Origin of the sequence: Mucilaginibacter sp. OK268 (genome assembly GCF_900103125.1) — a bacterium.
GTDB lineage: Bacteria > Bacteroidota > Bacteroidia > Sphingobacteriales > Sphingobacteriaceae > Mucilaginibacter.
Genome location: NZ_FNJV01000001.1, coordinates 86,347 through 100,626 on the forward strand (window position 1 = coordinate 86,347; position 14,280 = coordinate 100,626).

Below are 14,280 nucleotides of genomic sequence, written 5' to 3' on the forward strand. Positions count from 1 at the left end.
GATGGGTGGCGAACAATTTTCGGGTTTGGTGAACTATCTGCAGGAGGTTCCAGCTGTTGATGTTTTTGGCAGCGGGATATTTGAAAATGGCTTGTGGTGGGTTAAGTTTAGTATCGATATCAAACATCAGTACGCCTGGCAGGTGGTACAGGAAATTGGCCATGTGGTTAACTATGTATCGCTTGAGGAGCGGCTGCCCACTGTGTTTTACCCTGTTTCGCCGCCACCATATATGAACGGTGGGCCTGGTGATTTCCTTTCATGGATAATTGAAACCGAGGATGCTGATTTTACACCCGACGATATGAAAGATTGGCTCTTTGGCCGCTTGCCCCAACCGGTAAATGATTTAACAGCCTGGAATACCAGTGATGAGGAAGTTTAGCTGAAAGCCTAAAGCGGAAGACGTAAAGCTGATTTTATAATGAAATAAATAAAGACTGCGCTGTTTTGCAGCACGGTCTTTATTTTATATATCCAAAACCTTATATATACTCAGAAGCTGTCTAAAAACGAAGATTATTCATTACCGTTGACTAAAGTCAACGGTAAAAGAAAGTATTAAGGAGGGCTTCAGCCCAATTATCCAAGCGGTATTTTGGCTAAAGCCCTTTGCCCTTTACTCATTATTTCGTTGACTAAAGTCAACGGCAATGATTTTTACATGATACATAAATAATCTGAATCAAATTTAGACAGCTTCTAAGGCAATGTTGTAAAATTGATGCTTGGCGGGGTACCGGTTGCTGTACGGGTAAATGTTTGGTTGAGGGTTACGTAATTGGCAAAGAACCCTCCGTTTTGTAAATAGAAGTTGCTGTCCGAAATACCTCCGCCATAATCCATCCTTTGCTCATTATTGGCTGTAGCGTCGCCGTCAAAATAGGCGCTGGTTAGCTCGGTCCAGGTACCGGTTGAACTCTTTACCCACTGATTACCAAAATTTCCTTTACGGCCCAGGTAGCCGTTGGTATCCGTGAAATTCTCTACAAATGAATACAATCCTGTTAAATAGGTATTGGTAGATGGTCTTAACCAGGAGGTGATAAATTTCCAGGAACCAACTTCGGGAGCATAAAACCATGATGAAAAGGTAGTATTGCCAGAGGCATCGGGCACGGCTTCGGTCAAAAACTTATAGGTAGTGCCGGCTACCCAGTTGTAATCCAGGTAAGCCTGGCCGCCTTCGCCTTCGCCGCTAAATGTTTGTACAACAACACCAGCACCTGCCCGTGTGCTGGTTGTGGTACCGCCGGTTGGGTTCCATACCGAAAACAGGATGCGGCGTTCGCTTGAGGAATTCACCTGCATCCCAAAATATCCCTGACTAAAGCCATTGGCCATAAAATAGGAACCTACAGGATCCTGGCCTACAGGTACAGTAACTTCATTGTAAAACCATTGGGAATTGGCCGGTGCGGTATAACCCAGGTGAACCGAAGGCCCCCTGCGCGACCAGTAAAAATTGGTGGAGTCATTAGCATACTGCACATTGGACGCCACTACCGGGCCGCTGATGATGAGGTCAGATACATCGGCATAATATCCGCCGGTTTTGCTTACCCCCTTAAAATCTACCCGCACATATCCCGGACTGGTAACATTCACCGTACCTACATTATAGGTGGTGAAGGCAGAGCCCGTCATGGATACGTTGAATGCCACGCCGTTAACGGTAAGCTTAATCACGCTGTTGCCGGATGCAACCTTGGCTTTTACTTTTACGGTTAAGGAACCGGTGTTGCCTAAGCGGAAATAGGCCGAGAAAATACTGTTAGGGTTGGTCCAGTTGGCCAGTGTGGTAGAGGTTACGGTTTCCACACCGCCCGAGGCCAGGGTGGTTACAAATGCATTACCGCCCATTGAAACCCTAAGGGATGAGCCGCCGAGCGATTGTGTTTTGGCATCGGGAGTACTGTTAGTGGCTAAACTCTTTTGAGCATCCTTTTTACAAGAAAATAATGCAAGCATCATCAGGCACACCAGGTAGTGTAATTGGTTCTTTTTCATAATGTAAAGGTTTGTTAAAATTTTGTCGGTTAATTTTAACTTAAATTATGAAATGGGTATTTAATCAGGTAGTTAAAGGCTACGCAAACGTTTGCTAAAAATTTAACCTAAGGATAATTTTATGTGCTTTCGCGAGATATTAGCAAAATCATCTTTTGAAAATAGCAATGCTGACCAATGCCTTGCTAAAACGTGTTTTTAGTAAGCTGTGGGGATATCGGGTGGAATGGAAGTGTGTAATTTAATAGTTCTCAAATACTTAGGAGGTATCTTTCTAAATGATTTTATCGATCATGTTTTATGAAACAGCACTTACAGTCATAAACCACAACACAAACGTTTGAAATTGTATTTCAGGCGGTTATGTGTCCGGAAGAAAGCAGGGCCCTGTGTATAATTAGCGAAAACTTTTTAAAGATAGGCCTGTCACTCTGAGCTCTGTCGAAGGGTAGAGCGCAGAAGCCTGCCCATCATGCTTAGTTTATTCCATCATTCAAAATTATCTGCTTATCACGAAGCGTATTGGCAAAAGCATCGTAATCATCAATGTTCATTAATATGGTATCAAATTGCTTACCCGAACCATAAAGCTGATCAATTTGCACGGGTGTTTTAAAGCTAATAAGCAGGTTACCGCTTGTTTTAATTATGCCTCCTTTAAAATAAAGGCTTTCTGACTGATAATCGTTGGTGATTTTTTTGATGGAGTTGATATTGCTTAATTGGGTTTTGGCCCGCCAGCGTAATCCTGTTTGTAAAAGTAAATGCTCATCGCTTATCTGTACTTTTCGTTTTAGAATGGCCGATAGATCGGCAACAATGAAAACAACGCCATATAATGAAAGCATAGTAACAACTGTAGCTGCAATATGGTTCCATTTGAGTAGCAGTAAATGAATGGCTGTTACCTCAACAATTATGGCAACAACCAATATACACCAGATGGCAATGTAACCAGCTTCTTTATGTATGCTAAAAGAAACGCTCTCCTGCAGGCCTGATCTTTCTTTGCGCCAGCATAATAAGCCGTATCTTAAAATAGCTAATTCAGATGCTATGATTTTTACCCCTAAAGAGTCGCCCAACGCATCGGCCATAGCCGACCGTAAATTATAAATAGGATCAGCCATGGTAGCCTGGTGAACCTTGTAAAAAGTTATTAGCCCTTTTATTTTGGTAATGGCATAAATAAGAAAAAGCAATTCAGCCAGTGCTGTTAGTTTTCGCACCTGCAAAATATATTGTTGTTGATGTGCAGGCAGCACCAGATAAGCTATAACCGAACACAGGCTTATCACAATAAGCAGGTTTTTTGCCGATTTTTTAAAGGGTCTGATAACGATAAAATAATAGAATACCGGGAAAGTAATGATAAAATCGGCCAGTAAACCATTGGCCACTTTATCTTTAATGGTTGCCGGTACAGTATGAAGAATACACAACCCACCAGTAAAAATGAGCAAAGCGATTACCGTGATCAATATGATGTTCCGGTTTATTTTTACTGGATTCGTGGTCATAATCAAAAATTTTCTAAATATAAACATTTCCGACCCTTGGGGTTTCCAGAAAGGGGGGGTGAGAGTCCAAAGGAGTTGAGGCGCATGTGATCCCTTCCCCGGAGAGGAGTTTTTCAGACTTACGAAGTTTTCAAAACTTCGTAAGTCTTATGATCAATATGTCTAAGGGGCATAGCTTTTACTTCGCCGAAAACAAGGTCCACGGATAAGCTTTCATATCCCGCAGGTATTTGGCCTGGTAATTATATTCCGGGTGTTGCTTAAAGAAGGGAGCGGCCAGAAAATCCGTTCCGCCGGGGTGACCCATGTGTGCCCATAGCTGCATTTTGCTGGCCAGTGCTGTGCTGGTTACTTTACCCTGTACGGCACCCATCGGAAAGTAAGGTCCTTCGCTCCATTCGGGACAGCCTTTGGGGTCCTGGTCAATATGACCGTCGATAATGCAGCGGTTAAAGGCATTTTTGCCCTGCAAGGCGTCAAAAGTATCGCCCTCAATGATCTTTCCGTTTTCGGCATCCAGTTTGCCTTTATAATCCAGACACACCAGTTTTTCCATGCGGAGCTTGCGGGCATTGGGCGAATTGGTTTTGTCGTTCACATCAAAAGTGGTTTCTGTTTTGATCAGCGCCGGGTCGCTCGGAAAGTTGGAGCCTATCATAGCCGTATCTTTTGATCGCCATACTTTTACAGTTTTTAAGCCGAGCTCGAGTTTGGCCACCTCGTTGGTTTTGGTATCGCCAATAAGCCAGTCGTTGGCATAACCACCATTATTATCTGCACTCATGATCCTGATCACATCGTCGATACTTTTGCTGTATTGCGCGGCTTTGCGGGCACGCACAAATTCGGGGGTGCGGGTGGTATCAAAACCCTTAAAACCGGTAATGGTGGTTTCGGTAATCAATATGCCATTGTTGGTGATCACAAAATCATCCCCGCTGTGGATAAAGCCCGGCGCGCAGTCCATTAATATATGGTTGCCTTTTTCAGGTACCACATCGGCTATCACATTCCAGCGTTCACCTATAATATAGTCTGTCCAGTTATTATGACCTATCACGATCTTGCCATCTTTGGTATAGCGGCCCGTAGCTATAAAGGCGCTGCAATTGCCGGGAGCTTTGTTATCGCCGCTGCCGGGTTTTATTTTATTCATGAGGCCGGGCACATAATATTGTGCCAGCTCAATGTTGGCATTCAGGGCGGTAATGTCAAGCGTATCATATTTAAGTCCGTGAGCTTGCAGGCCCTCGGCTATCCCGCGTATTTCATCCTGGTATTCCTTGTCAATCTTTTTCCATAAAAACCTGGCCGACGCGCTGCGGTAAAAGGCCCAGTCCTTTTTACTGCTGTAGGGCAGGTAATAGGCCATCACTTTAAGCAGAGTATCTATCTCCTTATATAATAGGTATCCGTGCTGATAGCCCATGTCGGCCGGTGAACCTTCTATATGCAGGTATACCCAGCCGTTTTTATCGGTCCGGCTGGCCTTGCCCATACGGTCATGTGGTTTGGTTTCGGGTTTACAGCTAAAAAGGAGAGAGCAGGTGAGCGCGATAGCAATGGTTAGGGTAGTGGCTTTCATGATCAGTAATAGTTTTTAAGGAAAGCTCAATTTAATAAAAGAATATTGAATTGCAGGACCTTAGGTGGTCAAAAGTTTAATTCTGCCAGATATTAACCCTGATCAAATAAACGTAGTGCATTTACAGTTAATATGAGCTTTACGCTGAGTTGTTATAAAACCAGATTTTGAAAAATTAAAATAGGGAGATTCCGATTTCAGGAATCTTTACCGATATGTTTTTTATCATTTCTGTATAAGGGCTAAAAATCATAATTTCGCGGCGCGTATTAAATACCTTAGACGCCAGTGAAATACCTGCAAAGCTCTTGTTAAAAACGTTTGTGGAAAAATATTAAAAAATAATTCACTAACTATTTGAGAGTTAATACAAAATTCCTATCTTTGCCGTCCCTTAAGGGGGAAATAATATGCCTTGAACGAAGCCCTACTGCTTCGATGGGCACAAACAAATTAAAGAAATGTCAGGAATTATTGGTAAAAAAGTAGGAATGACCAGCATTTTCGACGAAACAGGGAAGAATATTCCCTGCACAGTAATCGAAGCTGGCCCTTGCGTGGTAACACAAGTTAGGTCTGTTGATACAGACGGGTATGCTGCTGTACAGCTGGCATATGGCGACAAAAAGGAAAAAAACACCTCAGGCCCATTAAAAGGTCACTTCCAAAAAGCAGGTACTGCTCCAAAGCGTAAACTTGTTGAATTCAAAACTTTCGAAGACGAAAAAAACTTAGGTGACACTGTTACTGTAGAGATTTTTGCTGCGGGAGATTTTGTGGATGTGGTTGGTACCTCAAAAGGTAAAGGCTTTCAGGGTGTGGTAAAGCGTCACGGTTTTGGTGGTGTGGGTATGCAAACTCACGGTCAGCACAATCGTTTACGTGCGCCGGGTTCTTTGGGTGCGTCATCATGGCCATCTCGCGTATTTAAAGGTATGCGTATGGCGGGTCAAACCGGAAACGGCCGTGTTAAAGTTCAGAACTTACAAGTTGTGAAAGTTTATGCGGAGCAGAATCTGTTAGTTGTTAAAGGTTCCATCCCAGGAGCTAAGGGTTCATTCGTAATAGTTGATAAATAAGATGGAAGTTAACGTATTAAACGTATCAGGTAAAGAAACAGGTGCCAAGGTGCAGCTTCCTGAGTCGGTATTCGGCATTGAACCCAACGATCACGCGATCTATCTTGATGTAAAGCAGTATTTAGCTAACCAGCGTCAGGGTACACACAAAGCAAAACAGCGTAACGAAATTGCAGGTTCAACCCGCAAATTATATAAACAAAAAGGTACAGGTGGTGCCCGTGCAGGTAGCGTAAAATCTCCGTTGTTTAACGGTGGTGGCCGCGTTTTCGGTCCGCAACCACGCGATTACAGCTTCAAGTTAAACAAGAAACTGAAATCACTGGCACGTAAATCAGCTTTATCATACAAAGCAAAAGATAACAACATTTTAGTATTGGAAGATTTTAGTTTCGATAGCATCAAAACTAAAAACTACATTAAAATGGAAGCTGACCTGAATGTTACTAATGATAAAACATTATTAGTAGTAGCAGGCGCTGAAAATAACAATGTGTATTTATCAAGCAGAAATCTGAAAAAAACAAAAGTTATTTCAGTTGAGCAGTTAAACACTTATGATGTGTTAAATGCTGGCAAACTGTTATTAACTACAGGTGCTGTTAAAACTTTGGAGGAAGCATTAGCTAAGTAATTATGGAAATTTTAAAGAAACCCCTACTTACTGAAAAAGTAACTCAATTAACCGAGAAACTTAACCGTTATGCTTTCAAAGTTGATCACAGAGCAAACAAAATTCAGATTAAAGGCGCCATTGAGGCAATGTATGGTGTAAACGTTAAGGCGGTAAACACCATGAAATACGTCGGCAAACTTAAAACTCGCAACACTAAGGCAGGCGCCGTTTCAGGCCGTGCTGCAACTTACAAAAAAGCGATCATTACGTTGAAGGACGGTGAAACAATTGATTTTTACAGCAATATATAATTAAGACATGGCAGTAAAGAGATTTAAACCGGTTACTCCGGGTACCCGCTTCCGAGTTGATGTATCTAACTCAGATATTACAACAAACGTTCCTGAAAAATCGTTGGTTGTATCAGCCAACACAAGATCGGGCGGTCGTAACAACAGCGGTAAAATGACTATGCGCTACATGGGTGGTGGTCATAAACAAGCATATAGGTTAATTGATTTCAAACGTAATAAGTTTGATATCCCGGCAAAAGTTGCAACTATTGAGTATGATCCTAACCGTTCTGCACGTATAGCACTGTTACACTTTGTTGATGGTGAAAAACGATACATGATAGCTCCGGAAGGCTTAACAGTTGGTACGGTAGTTGTATCTGGCGAGAGTGCTGCTCCAGAGGTTGGTAATACCATGCCTTTGAAAAACATCCCGTTAGGTTCTATCATCCACAATATTGAGTTAAACCCAGGCCAGGGCGGTATCATTGCACGCAGTGCAGGTACTTATGCTCAGCTTTCAGCACGCGATGGTAAATATGCTATCATCAAATTGCCTTCAGGCGAAACCCGTATGATACTGTCAACTTGTTTGGCAACTATCGGTACCGTTTCAAATGGCGAAAAAGCAAACGCGGTGTTAGGTAAAGCAGGTCGCAAACGTTGGTTAGGCCGCAGGCCGCGTGTTCGTGGTGTAGCCATGAACCCGGTAGATCACCCTATGGGTGGTGGTGAGGGTAGAGCCTCAGGTGGTCATCCACGTTCACGTAAAGGTTTGTTAGCTAAAGGCTACAAAACTCGTGACAAGAAAAAAGGGTCGGATCGTTATATCATTGAAAGAAGGAAAAAATAATGGCACGTTCAATTAAAAAAGGACCTTATATTGATCATAACCTGGAAAGAAAAGTTCTTACCTTGAATGAATCAAGCAAAAAATCAGTTGTAAAAACATGGTCACGTCGTTCCATGATCTCTCCTGATTTCGTTGGTCATACATTCGCAGTACACAACGGTAACAAATTTATACCTGTGTATGTAACAGAAAACATGGTTGGTCACAAGTTGGGAGAATTTGCTCCAACCCGTACATTCCGCGGTCACGCAGAAAAGAAAAAATAACAGGCAATGGAAGCAACAACAAAAATCAAAAAGTCTGTATTGATCAGGCAACAAAAAGAAGCAGCAAAAGCCCAGGTTGGCGGTGCTTCAGTTGCTAAACTACAGGACTGTCCAACTTCACCACGCAAAATGCGTTTGGTGGTTGATCTTATCCGTGGCGTGAACGTTGAAAAAGCGTTGTACATATTAAAATATACTAACAAAGAAGCTGCTATTCGTGTAGAGAAACTTTTGTTATCAGCCATCAAAAACTGGGAAGCAAAAAACGAAGGCAAACGTGTTGAAGACAGCGCTTTATTTGTTAAAGAAGTTTCAGTAGGTGGCGGCCGTCAGCTAAAAAGGTTACGCCCTGCTCCGCAAGGAAGGGGATACCGTATACGCAAACGCTCAAACCATGTAACCCTTATTGTGGATAGTAAAAACGATAATAATTAATTTGAAATGGGACAGAAAGCACATCCAATAGGTAACAGGTTAGGAATCATCAGAGGATGGGATTCTAATTGGTTCGGAGGTAACAACTACTCTGACAAATTAGTTGAAGACGAAAAGATCCGCAAATACCTTTCAGCTCGTATTGCTAAAGGTGGGGTATCAAAAGTAGTTATCGAACGCACATTAAAACGCATCACTGTAACTATTCACACTGCCCGTCCGGGTATCGTGATCGGTAAAGGTGGTCAGGAAGTTGACAAGATCAAAGAAGAGTTGAAAAAACTTACCAAAAAGGAAGTTCAGATCAACATATTCGAGATCAAACGCCCTGAGCTTGATGCACAATTAGTGGCAGAAGGTATCGCAAAACAACTGGAAGCACGTATCTCTTTCCGCCGTGCCATGAAAACTACAATTGCTTCAACCATGAGAATGGGTGCTGAAGGAATCAAGATCATGACATCAGGCCGGTTAGGCGGTGCCGAGATGGCACGTAGCGAACAATATAAAGAAGGAAGAATTCCTTTGCACACATTCCGTGCTGATATTGACTACGCACTGGCAGAAGCCTTAACTACTTATGGTAAAATAGGTGTTAAAGTGTGGATCTGCAAAGGCGAAGTTTACGGAAAGCGTGACTTGTCTCCAAATATCGGCGGCACAAGCAGCAGCAGCGGTAAAGGTGGTCGTCCAGACGGTGCTCCGGCATTCGGCGGACGTGACAACCAACGCGGTGGCGAACGTGGCGGCGAGCGCAGAGGCGACAGGAAACCAGGTGGTGACCGCCGTGGTGGTGGAAACAACAACCGTGGTGGTGGTCAAGGTGGCAACCGTCCAGGTGGCCAAGGCGGCAATCGCCCGGGTGGTCCAGGAAAGAGATAATAATAACAGATGTGAGATTTGAGATGTTAGATATGAGAAATCATACAATCATCCCTTGATCGCAGCATATAGATAACAATTAATAAGATAAAAGATATTTGATAAGAGAGACTGAAAAAGTAAAATCTCACATCTCATATCTCATATCTCAATACTTAAGAAAATGCTACAGCCAAAAAGAACGAAGTTCAGAAAGATGCAAAAAGGCAGGATGAAAGGTTTAGCCACCCGTGGTGCAGAACTTTCATTCGGATCTTTCGGTATAAAATCACTCGAAGCGGCCTGGATTACCAGCCGCCAGATCGAGGCTGCACGTATCGCTGTAACACGTTTTATGAAACGTGAAGGCCAGGTATGGATCAGGATATTCCCTGACAAGCCTGTAACCAAAAAACCAGCAGAGGTACGTATGGGTAAAGGTAAAGGTGCTCCAGAATACTGGGTTGCGGTAGTACGCCCCGGAAGGATCATTTTTGAAGCCGAAGGTGTACCATTGGACGTTGCTAAAGAGGCCTTACGCCTTGCAGCTCAAAAACTTCCGGTACAAACCAGATTTATAGTACGTAGAGATTACGTAGAAGCATAAACGGAAAGTTAGTTGAAAAGTTGTAAAGTTTTCATGTTGTGAAGTTAGATGCCGAACATTCACCCATCAAAAAAACAATACAGCGTTGAAACTGCGAACAACAACAACAAATAACAAAAGAAAATGAAGAACTCAGAAATTTTGGAGCTATCAACTGAAGAATTGGTTGCAAGAGTAGGAGAGGAGAGAACAAACCTTACCAAACTTAAATTTGCCCATGCAGTATCAGCTATTGAGAATCCAACACGTATAACAAAAGTACGCAAGGACATCGCTCGGTTAAATACTGAATTAACAAAGCGTAAAGCTGCGTCAACTTCTGAAAACAATTAATTAAGCGTTCAGAAAAATGGAAAGAAATTTAAGAAAAACACGTACCGGTTTGGTAGTTAGCAATAAAATGCAAAAATCAATCGTAGTAGCAGTGGAACGTAAAGTGAAACACCCTATCTACGGTAAATTCGTAAAGAAAACTACCAAATTCATGGCTCACGATGAGACAAATACCTGTGGTATTGGTGATACCGTATTGATTATGGAAACACGTCCGTTGAGCAAAAGCAAAAACTGGAGATTAGTTCAAATTATAGAAAGGGCTAAATAAGATGGTACAACAGGAATCAAGATTAAACGTAGCCGATAACAGCGGAGCTAAAGAAGTTTTAGTGATCCGTGTATTGGGCGGTACTGGTAAAAGGTACGCATCAATCGGCGATAAGATAGTAGTAACTGTAAAAAGCGCTTTACCATCAGGTAACGTGAAAAAGGGTACTGTATCAAAAGCCGTAGTAGTACGCACCAAAAAAGAGATCCGCAGAAAAGATGGTTCATACATCCGTTTCGACGATAACGCAGCTGTATTGTTAAATAACCAGGACGAGCCGAGAGGTACCCGTATCTTTGGCCCTGTTGCAAGGGAACTGCGTGAGAAACAATTTATGAAAATTGTATCATTAGCACCGGAGGTATTGTAACATGGAAAAGAAAAAACACGAGCAACCAGCTAAATTAAAGATCCGTAAGGGTGACCTGGTTAAAGTTATAGCCGGTGATTCAAAAGGAACACAAGGCAAAATTGTTGAGGTAATATTAGAAAAAGGCAGGGCTATTGTTGAAGGTGCCAATATGGTATCAAAACATACCAAACCTAATGCTGCCAATCCAAACGGTGGTATTGTTAAACAGGAAGCTGCTATACATATTTCAAACCTAATGCTGGTTGATCCTAAAACAGGTAACCCAACCCGTGTTGGCCGTAAGAAAAACGATGCCGGCAAATTAGTAAGGGTAGCAAAAAAATCAGGGGAGGAAATTAAGTAATGACTTACATACCAAGACTCAAAACAAAATACAAAGAGGAAATCCGTACCGCTCTGAAAGATAAATTTCAGTATAAAAGCGTAATGCAGGTTCCTAAACTGGAAAAAATTGCCATTAACCAGGGTGTTGGCGCTGCCACAACCGACAAGAAATTGATCGAAAACACCATCACTGAGTTAACTACCATTACCGGTCAGCAGGCAGTTGCTTCAAAATCTAAAAAAGATATCTCAAACTTTAAATTGCGTAAAAATATGCCGGTTGGCGTACGTGTTACCCTGCGTGACAACACAATGTATGAGTTTTTGGATCGTTTAATCGCTGTTGCCCTGCCACGTATCCGTGACTTTAAAGGTATCAACGACAAAGGTTTTGACGGAAGAGGTAACTATACATTAGGTATTACAGAGCAAATTATATTCCCTGAGATAAATATTGACAAAATCAATAAAATTCAAGGTATGGATATTACCTTTGTAACCTCCGCAACAAACGATGTTGAAGCATTGGAGTTGTTGAAACAATTTGGATTACCATTTAAAAATCAAAATAACAATGGCTAAAGAAGGTGTAAAAGCACGTGAAGTAAAACGTGCTAAATTGGTTGCTAAATACGCAGAGAAAAGAGCAGCCCTTAAAGAGGCCGGCGATTATGCAGCCTTAGATAAATTGCCTAAAGCTTCGTCACCGGTAAAATTACACAACCGTTGTAAATTAACCGGCCGCCCTCGTGGTTATATGCGTCAGTTTGGCATTTCACGTGTAACATTCCGTGATATGGCATTAGCTGGCAAAATACCGGGAGTAAAGAAAGCAAGCTGGTAATATTAAGCTGAAAGCTTAAGGCATAAAGCGTAAGGCTCATGAAGCTTTAGGCTTTGTGCTTTTAGCGTTAAGCACAAAAAATGAATTAACCGATGGAAGGTCGCCCGGGATGTTACCGGAAGGAAACCACTATCATAACACAATAAAATGAATACAGATCCAATCGCAGATTATCTTACAAGAGTAAGGAATGCTATTAAAGCCAACCATAGGGTTGTTGAAATTCCTGCATCAAATCTGAAAAAGGAAATCACGAAAGTGCTTTTCGACAAAGGTTACATTGCCAATTACAAGTTTGAGGAAGTTGGTCCGCAAGGCAGCATTAAAGTTGCTTTAAAATACCACCCGATAACTAAAATTTCTGCTATCCGTAGCATTCAGCGCATCAGTAAACCAGGTTTGAGGAAATACGCAGGTACTGATAACCTGCCAAGAGTTTTAAATGGTTTAGGAATCGCTATCCTGTCAACTTCAAAAGGTGTAATGACCGATAAAGAAGCTCGTCAGCAAAATGTAGGTGGCGAAGTATTATGCTACGTTTATTAATAGGAGAAATTAAGCAATGTCAAGAGTAGGAAAAGCACCGATAGCACTACCTCAGGGAGTTGCCGTTACCGTATCAGCAGAGAATGTTGTTACTGTAAAAGGCCCTAAAGGTGAGTTGCAGCAAGCGGTTGATAGCGATATCACCATTGCACAGGAAGACGGCCAATTGTTAGTTCAACGCCCGTCTGAACAAAAACGTCATAAAGCATTACATGGTTTATACCGTGCGCTTTTAAATAACATGGTAGTAGGTGTAACCACTGGTTACAAAGTGGAGCAGGAATTAGTAGGTGTAGGTTACCGTGCTACCAATACAGGTAATACTTTAGATTTAGTGTTGGGTTACTCTCACCACTATGTATTTGAATTACCAAAAGAAATTAAAGTTACAACCACTGCTGAGAAGGGTAAAAACCCTACCATCATCCTGGAATCTATCGACAAGCAATTGATTGGTCAGGTAGCGGCAAAAATACGTTCGTTACGTGCACCAGAACCATACAAAGGTAAAGGTATCAAGTTTGTTGGCGAAGTATTGAGAAGAAAAGCAGGTAAATCAGCATCTAAAAAATAATCGTCATGGGAGCTAAATTATCAAGAAGAGACAGGATTAAAAAAGGCATCAGAAAACGCCTTTCAGGATCAACAGAGCGTCCTCGCCTGTCAGTTTACAGAAGTAACAAAGGAATTTACGCGCAGATCATTGACGATTTAACCGGTAAAACTATCGTATCGGCTTCATCTTTATCAAAAGATTTTGCAGCAGATGGCACTAAATCAGAACAATCAGTAGCCGTAGGCAAACTGGTAGCTCAGAAAGCTATTGCAGCAGGTATTAAAGATGTGGTTTTCGACAGGAACGGTTATTTGTACCATGGTCGTGTTAAATCACTGGCCGAAGGTGCACGTGAAGGTGGTTTAAACTTTTAATCGAAAAGAGAAATGTCAACAATCAACATAAAAAGAGTAAAAACAAGCGAGATCGAATTAAAAGACCGCTTGGTAAGCATACAACGCGTTGCCAAAGTAACCAAAGGTGGCCGTACATTCAGTTTCTCTGCCATTGTGGTAGTAGGTGACGAGAACGGTGTTGTAGGTTACGGCTTAGGTAAAGCCAAAGAGGTTACCGAAGCTATTGCAAAAGGCATTGATGATGCTAAAAAGAACCTGGTAAAAGTTCCTATCTTAAACGGAACTATACCTCACGAGCAAATTGGTAAATTTTCTGGCGGTTTTGTTTTCATTAAACCAGCAGCAAATGGTACCGGTGTTATTGCGGGTGGTGCAATGCGTGCCGTATTAGAGTCGGCAGGTATCCACAACGTACTGGCAAAATCAAAAGGTTCATCAAATCCGCACAACGTGGTAAAAGCAACTGTATCAGCATTAGCGCAATTACGCGATGCACATACTGTAGCTCAGCAACGTGGCGTTAGTTTAGGTAAAGTATTTAACGGATAATCA

The 14,280-nt window shown here is 42.1% G+C and carries 22 protein-coding genes; 19 read left to right on the forward strand and 3 right to left on the reverse strand.

The window, feature by feature from the left end:
* The first annotated feature begins 1 nt into the window (after position 1).
* Positions 2 to 385: a hypothetical protein gene (locus BLR84_RS00345; RefSeq protein ID WP_090462754.1), complete on the forward strand. Its 384-nt coding sequence runs from the start codon at positions 2 to 4 to the stop codon at positions 383 to 385.
* 317 nt (positions 386 to 702) lie between these two features.
* Here the strand turns inward: BLR84_RS00345 and BLR84_RS00350 are convergent, their stop codons facing one another.
* From BLR84_RS00350 to BLR84_RS00360, 3 genes are all read right to left on the reverse strand, one after another.
* Positions 703 to 2,010 carry a DUF3472 domain-containing protein gene (locus tag BLR84_RS00350; protein WP_090462756.1) on the reverse strand — a complete coding sequence of 436 codons (1,308 nt, stop codon included), beginning with the start codon at positions 2,008 to 2,010 and terminating at the stop codon, positions 703 to 705.
* Between the two features lie 476 nt (positions 2,011 to 2,486).
* Positions 2,487 to 3,530, reverse strand: a complete 1,044-nt coding sequence (locus tag BLR84_RS00355) for a hypothetical protein (RefSeq protein ID WP_090462759.1) — start codon at positions 3,528 to 3,530, stop codon at positions 2,487 to 2,489.
* Between the two features lie 178 nt (positions 3,531 to 3,708).
* Positions 3,709 to 5,115 (reverse strand): C45 family autoproteolytic acyltransferase/hydolase, encoded by a 1,407-nt coding sequence (locus BLR84_RS00360; protein WP_090462761.1) that lies wholly within the window; start codon positions 5,113 to 5,115, stop codon positions 3,709 to 3,711.
* Positions 5,116 to 5,576: 461 nt separating this feature from the next.
* Between BLR84_RS00360 and rplC the strand changes: the two genes are divergently transcribed.
* The 18 genes from rplC to rpsE all read left to right on the forward strand — a co-directional run bounded on the left by rplC (position 5,577) and on the right by rpsE (position 14,277).
* The gene (gene rplC / locus BLR84_RS00365) at positions 5,577 to 6,194 is read left to right on the forward strand and encodes a 50S ribosomal protein L3 (protein ID WP_090462764.1); all 618 of its coding nucleotides are present in this window, start codon (positions 5,577 to 5,579) and stop codon (positions 6,192 to 6,194) included.
* Position 6,195: 1 nt separating this feature from the next.
* The gene (gene rplD / locus BLR84_RS00370) at positions 6,196 to 6,828 is read left to right on the forward strand and encodes a 50S ribosomal protein L4 (protein ID WP_090462767.1); all 633 of its coding nucleotides are present in this window, start codon (positions 6,196 to 6,198) and stop codon (positions 6,826 to 6,828) included.
* 2 nt (positions 6,829 to 6,830) lie between these two features.
* Positions 6,831 to 7,121 carry a 50S ribosomal protein L23 gene (rplW, locus tag BLR84_RS00375; RefSeq protein ID WP_076377423.1) on the forward strand — a complete coding sequence of 97 codons (291 nt, stop codon included), beginning with the start codon at positions 6,831 to 6,833 and terminating at the stop codon, positions 7,119 to 7,121.
* Positions 7,122 to 7,128: 7 nt separating this feature from the next.
* Entirely contained in the window at positions 7,129 to 7,956 is an 828-nt protein-coding gene (gene rplB / locus BLR84_RS00380; RefSeq protein ID WP_090462770.1) for a 50S ribosomal protein L2, read from the forward strand.
* A complete protein-coding gene (gene rpsS, locus BLR84_RS00385) occupies positions 7,956 to 8,222 on the forward strand; it encodes a 30S ribosomal protein S19 (RefSeq protein WP_076377419.1) in 267 nt (88 codons plus the stop codon). The genes rplB and rpsS overlap by 1 nt, the downstream gene beginning before the upstream one ends.
* A gap of 6 nt (positions 8,223 to 8,228) precedes the next feature.
* Positions 8,229 to 8,657 carry a 50S ribosomal protein L22 gene (rplV, locus tag BLR84_RS00390; protein WP_090462773.1) on the forward strand — a complete coding sequence of 143 codons (429 nt, stop codon included), beginning with the start codon at positions 8,229 to 8,231 and terminating at the stop codon, positions 8,655 to 8,657.
* A 6-nt stretch (positions 8,658 to 8,663) separates the two neighbouring features.
* On the forward strand, positions 8,664 to 9,539 hold the full coding sequence (gene rpsC, locus BLR84_RS00395) for a 30S ribosomal protein S3 (RefSeq protein WP_090462776.1): 876 nt from the start codon (positions 8,664 to 8,666) through the stop codon (positions 9,537 to 9,539).
* A 163-nt stretch (positions 9,540 to 9,702) separates the two neighbouring features.
* Positions 9,703 to 10,125 (forward strand): 50S ribosomal protein L16, encoded by a 423-nt coding sequence (gene rplP, locus BLR84_RS00400; protein ID WP_076377413.1) that lies wholly within the window; start codon positions 9,703 to 9,705, stop codon positions 10,123 to 10,125.
* Between the two features lie 123 nt (positions 10,126 to 10,248).
* The gene (gene rpmC / locus BLR84_RS00405) at positions 10,249 to 10,458 is read left to right on the forward strand and encodes a 50S ribosomal protein L29 (RefSeq protein WP_090462779.1); all 210 of its coding nucleotides are present in this window, start codon (positions 10,249 to 10,251) and stop codon (positions 10,456 to 10,458) included.
* A gap of 16 nt (positions 10,459 to 10,474) precedes the next feature.
* Positions 10,475 to 10,729: a 30S ribosomal protein S17 gene (gene rpsQ, locus BLR84_RS00410; RefSeq protein ID WP_090462782.1), complete on the forward strand. Its 255-nt coding sequence runs from the start codon at positions 10,475 to 10,477 to the stop codon at positions 10,727 to 10,729.
* Between the two features lies 1 nt (position 10,730).
* Positions 10,731 to 11,099, forward strand: a complete 369-nt coding sequence (gene rplN, locus BLR84_RS00415) for a 50S ribosomal protein L14 (protein ID WP_073405786.1) — start codon at positions 10,731 to 10,733, stop codon at positions 11,097 to 11,099.
* Position 11,100: 1 nt separating this feature from the next.
* On the forward strand, positions 11,101 to 11,445 hold the full coding sequence (gene rplX, locus BLR84_RS00420; protein ID WP_090462785.1) for a 50S ribosomal protein L24: 345 nt from the start codon (positions 11,101 to 11,103) through the stop codon (positions 11,443 to 11,445).
* Positions 11,445 to 12,008 carry a 50S ribosomal protein L5 gene (rplE, locus tag BLR84_RS00425; RefSeq protein ID WP_090462789.1) on the forward strand — a complete coding sequence of 188 codons (564 nt, stop codon included), beginning with the start codon at positions 11,445 to 11,447 and terminating at the stop codon, positions 12,006 to 12,008. The genes rplX and rplE overlap by 1 nt, the downstream gene beginning before the upstream one ends.
* Positions 12,001 to 12,270, forward strand: coding sequence for a 30S ribosomal protein S14 (gene rpsN, locus BLR84_RS00430; protein ID WP_090462792.1), 270 nt, complete (start codon positions 12,001 to 12,003; stop codon positions 12,268 to 12,270). The genes rplE and rpsN overlap by 8 nt, the downstream gene beginning before the upstream one ends.
* 147 nt (positions 12,271 to 12,417) lie before the next feature.
* On the forward strand, positions 12,418 to 12,816 hold the full coding sequence (rpsH, locus tag BLR84_RS00435; protein ID WP_076377401.1) for a 30S ribosomal protein S8: 399 nt from the start codon (positions 12,418 to 12,420) through the stop codon (positions 12,814 to 12,816).
* A gap of 16 nt (positions 12,817 to 12,832) precedes the next feature.
* Positions 12,833 to 13,390: a 50S ribosomal protein L6 gene (rplF, locus tag BLR84_RS00440; protein WP_090462794.1), complete on the forward strand. Its 558-nt coding sequence runs from the start codon at positions 12,833 to 12,835 to the stop codon at positions 13,388 to 13,390.
* Between the two features lie 5 nt (positions 13,391 to 13,395).
* On the forward strand, positions 13,396 to 13,746 hold the full coding sequence (rplR, locus tag BLR84_RS00445) for a 50S ribosomal protein L18 (RefSeq protein ID WP_076377397.1): 351 nt from the start codon (positions 13,396 to 13,398) through the stop codon (positions 13,744 to 13,746).
* Positions 13,747 to 13,758: 12 nt separating this feature from the next.
* The gene (gene rpsE, locus BLR84_RS00450; protein WP_076377395.1) at positions 13,759 to 14,277 is read left to right on the forward strand and encodes a 30S ribosomal protein S5; all 519 of its coding nucleotides are present in this window, start codon (positions 13,759 to 13,761) and stop codon (positions 14,275 to 14,277) included.
* Positions 14,278 to 14,280: the final 3 nt, after the last annotated feature.

Bases quoted from the DNA above. Each gene is read 5' to 3' on its own strand.
- BLR84_RS00345 (WP_090462754.1), top strand. From the start codon at position 2: ATGGGTGGCGAACAATTTTCGGGTTTGGTGAACTATCTGCAGGAGGTT.
- BLR84_RS00350 (WP_090462756.1), bottom strand. From the start codon at position 2,010: ATGAAAAAGAACCAATTACACTACCTGGTGTGCCTGATGATGCTTGCA.
- BLR84_RS00355 (WP_090462759.1), bottom strand. From the start codon at position 3,530: ATGACCACGAATCCAGTAAAAATAAACCGGAACATCATATTGATCACG.
- BLR84_RS00360 (WP_090462761.1), bottom strand. From the start codon at position 5,115: ATGAAAGCCACTACCCTAACCATTGCTATCGCGCTCACCTGCTCTCTC.
- rplC (WP_090462764.1), top strand. From the start codon at position 5,577: ATGTCAGGAATTATTGGTAAAAAAGTAGGAATGACCAGCATTTTCGAC.
- rplD (WP_090462767.1), top strand. From the start codon at position 6,196: ATGGAAGTTAACGTATTAAACGTATCAGGTAAAGAAACAGGTGCCAAG.
- rplW (WP_076377423.1), top strand. From the start codon at position 6,831: ATGGAAATTTTAAAGAAACCCCTACTTACTGAAAAAGTAACTCAATTA.
- rplB (WP_090462770.1), top strand. From the start codon at position 7,129: ATGGCAGTAAAGAGATTTAAACCGGTTACTCCGGGTACCCGCTTCCGA.
- rpsS (WP_076377419.1), top strand. From the start codon at position 7,956: ATGGCACGTTCAATTAAAAAAGGACCTTATATTGATCATAACCTGGAA.
- rplV (WP_090462773.1), top strand. From the start codon at position 8,229: ATGGAAGCAACAACAAAAATCAAAAAGTCTGTATTGATCAGGCAACAA.
- rpsC (WP_090462776.1), top strand. From the start codon at position 8,664: ATGGGACAGAAAGCACATCCAATAGGTAACAGGTTAGGAATCATCAGA.
- rplP (WP_076377413.1), top strand. From the start codon at position 9,703: ATGCTACAGCCAAAAAGAACGAAGTTCAGAAAGATGCAAAAAGGCAGG.
- rpmC (WP_090462779.1), top strand. From the start codon at position 10,249: ATGAAGAACTCAGAAATTTTGGAGCTATCAACTGAAGAATTGGTTGCA.
- rpsQ (WP_090462782.1), top strand. From the start codon at position 10,475: ATGGAAAGAAATTTAAGAAAAACACGTACCGGTTTGGTAGTTAGCAAT.
- rplN (WP_073405786.1), top strand. From the start codon at position 10,731: ATGGTACAACAGGAATCAAGATTAAACGTAGCCGATAACAGCGGAGCT.
- rplX (WP_090462785.1), top strand. From the start codon at position 11,101: ATGGAAAAGAAAAAACACGAGCAACCAGCTAAATTAAAGATCCGTAAG.
- rplE (WP_090462789.1), top strand. From the start codon at position 11,445: ATGACTTACATACCAAGACTCAAAACAAAATACAAAGAGGAAATCCGT.
- rpsN (WP_090462792.1), top strand. From the start codon at position 12,001: ATGGCTAAAGAAGGTGTAAAAGCACGTGAAGTAAAACGTGCTAAATTG.
- rpsH (WP_076377401.1), top strand. From the start codon at position 12,418: ATGAATACAGATCCAATCGCAGATTATCTTACAAGAGTAAGGAATGCT.
- rplF (WP_090462794.1), top strand. From the start codon at position 12,833: ATGTCAAGAGTAGGAAAAGCACCGATAGCACTACCTCAGGGAGTTGCC.
- rplR (WP_076377397.1), top strand. From the start codon at position 13,396: ATGGGAGCTAAATTATCAAGAAGAGACAGGATTAAAAAAGGCATCAGA.
- rpsE (WP_076377395.1), top strand. From the start codon at position 13,759: ATGTCAACAATCAACATAAAAAGAGTAAAAACAAGCGAGATCGAATTA.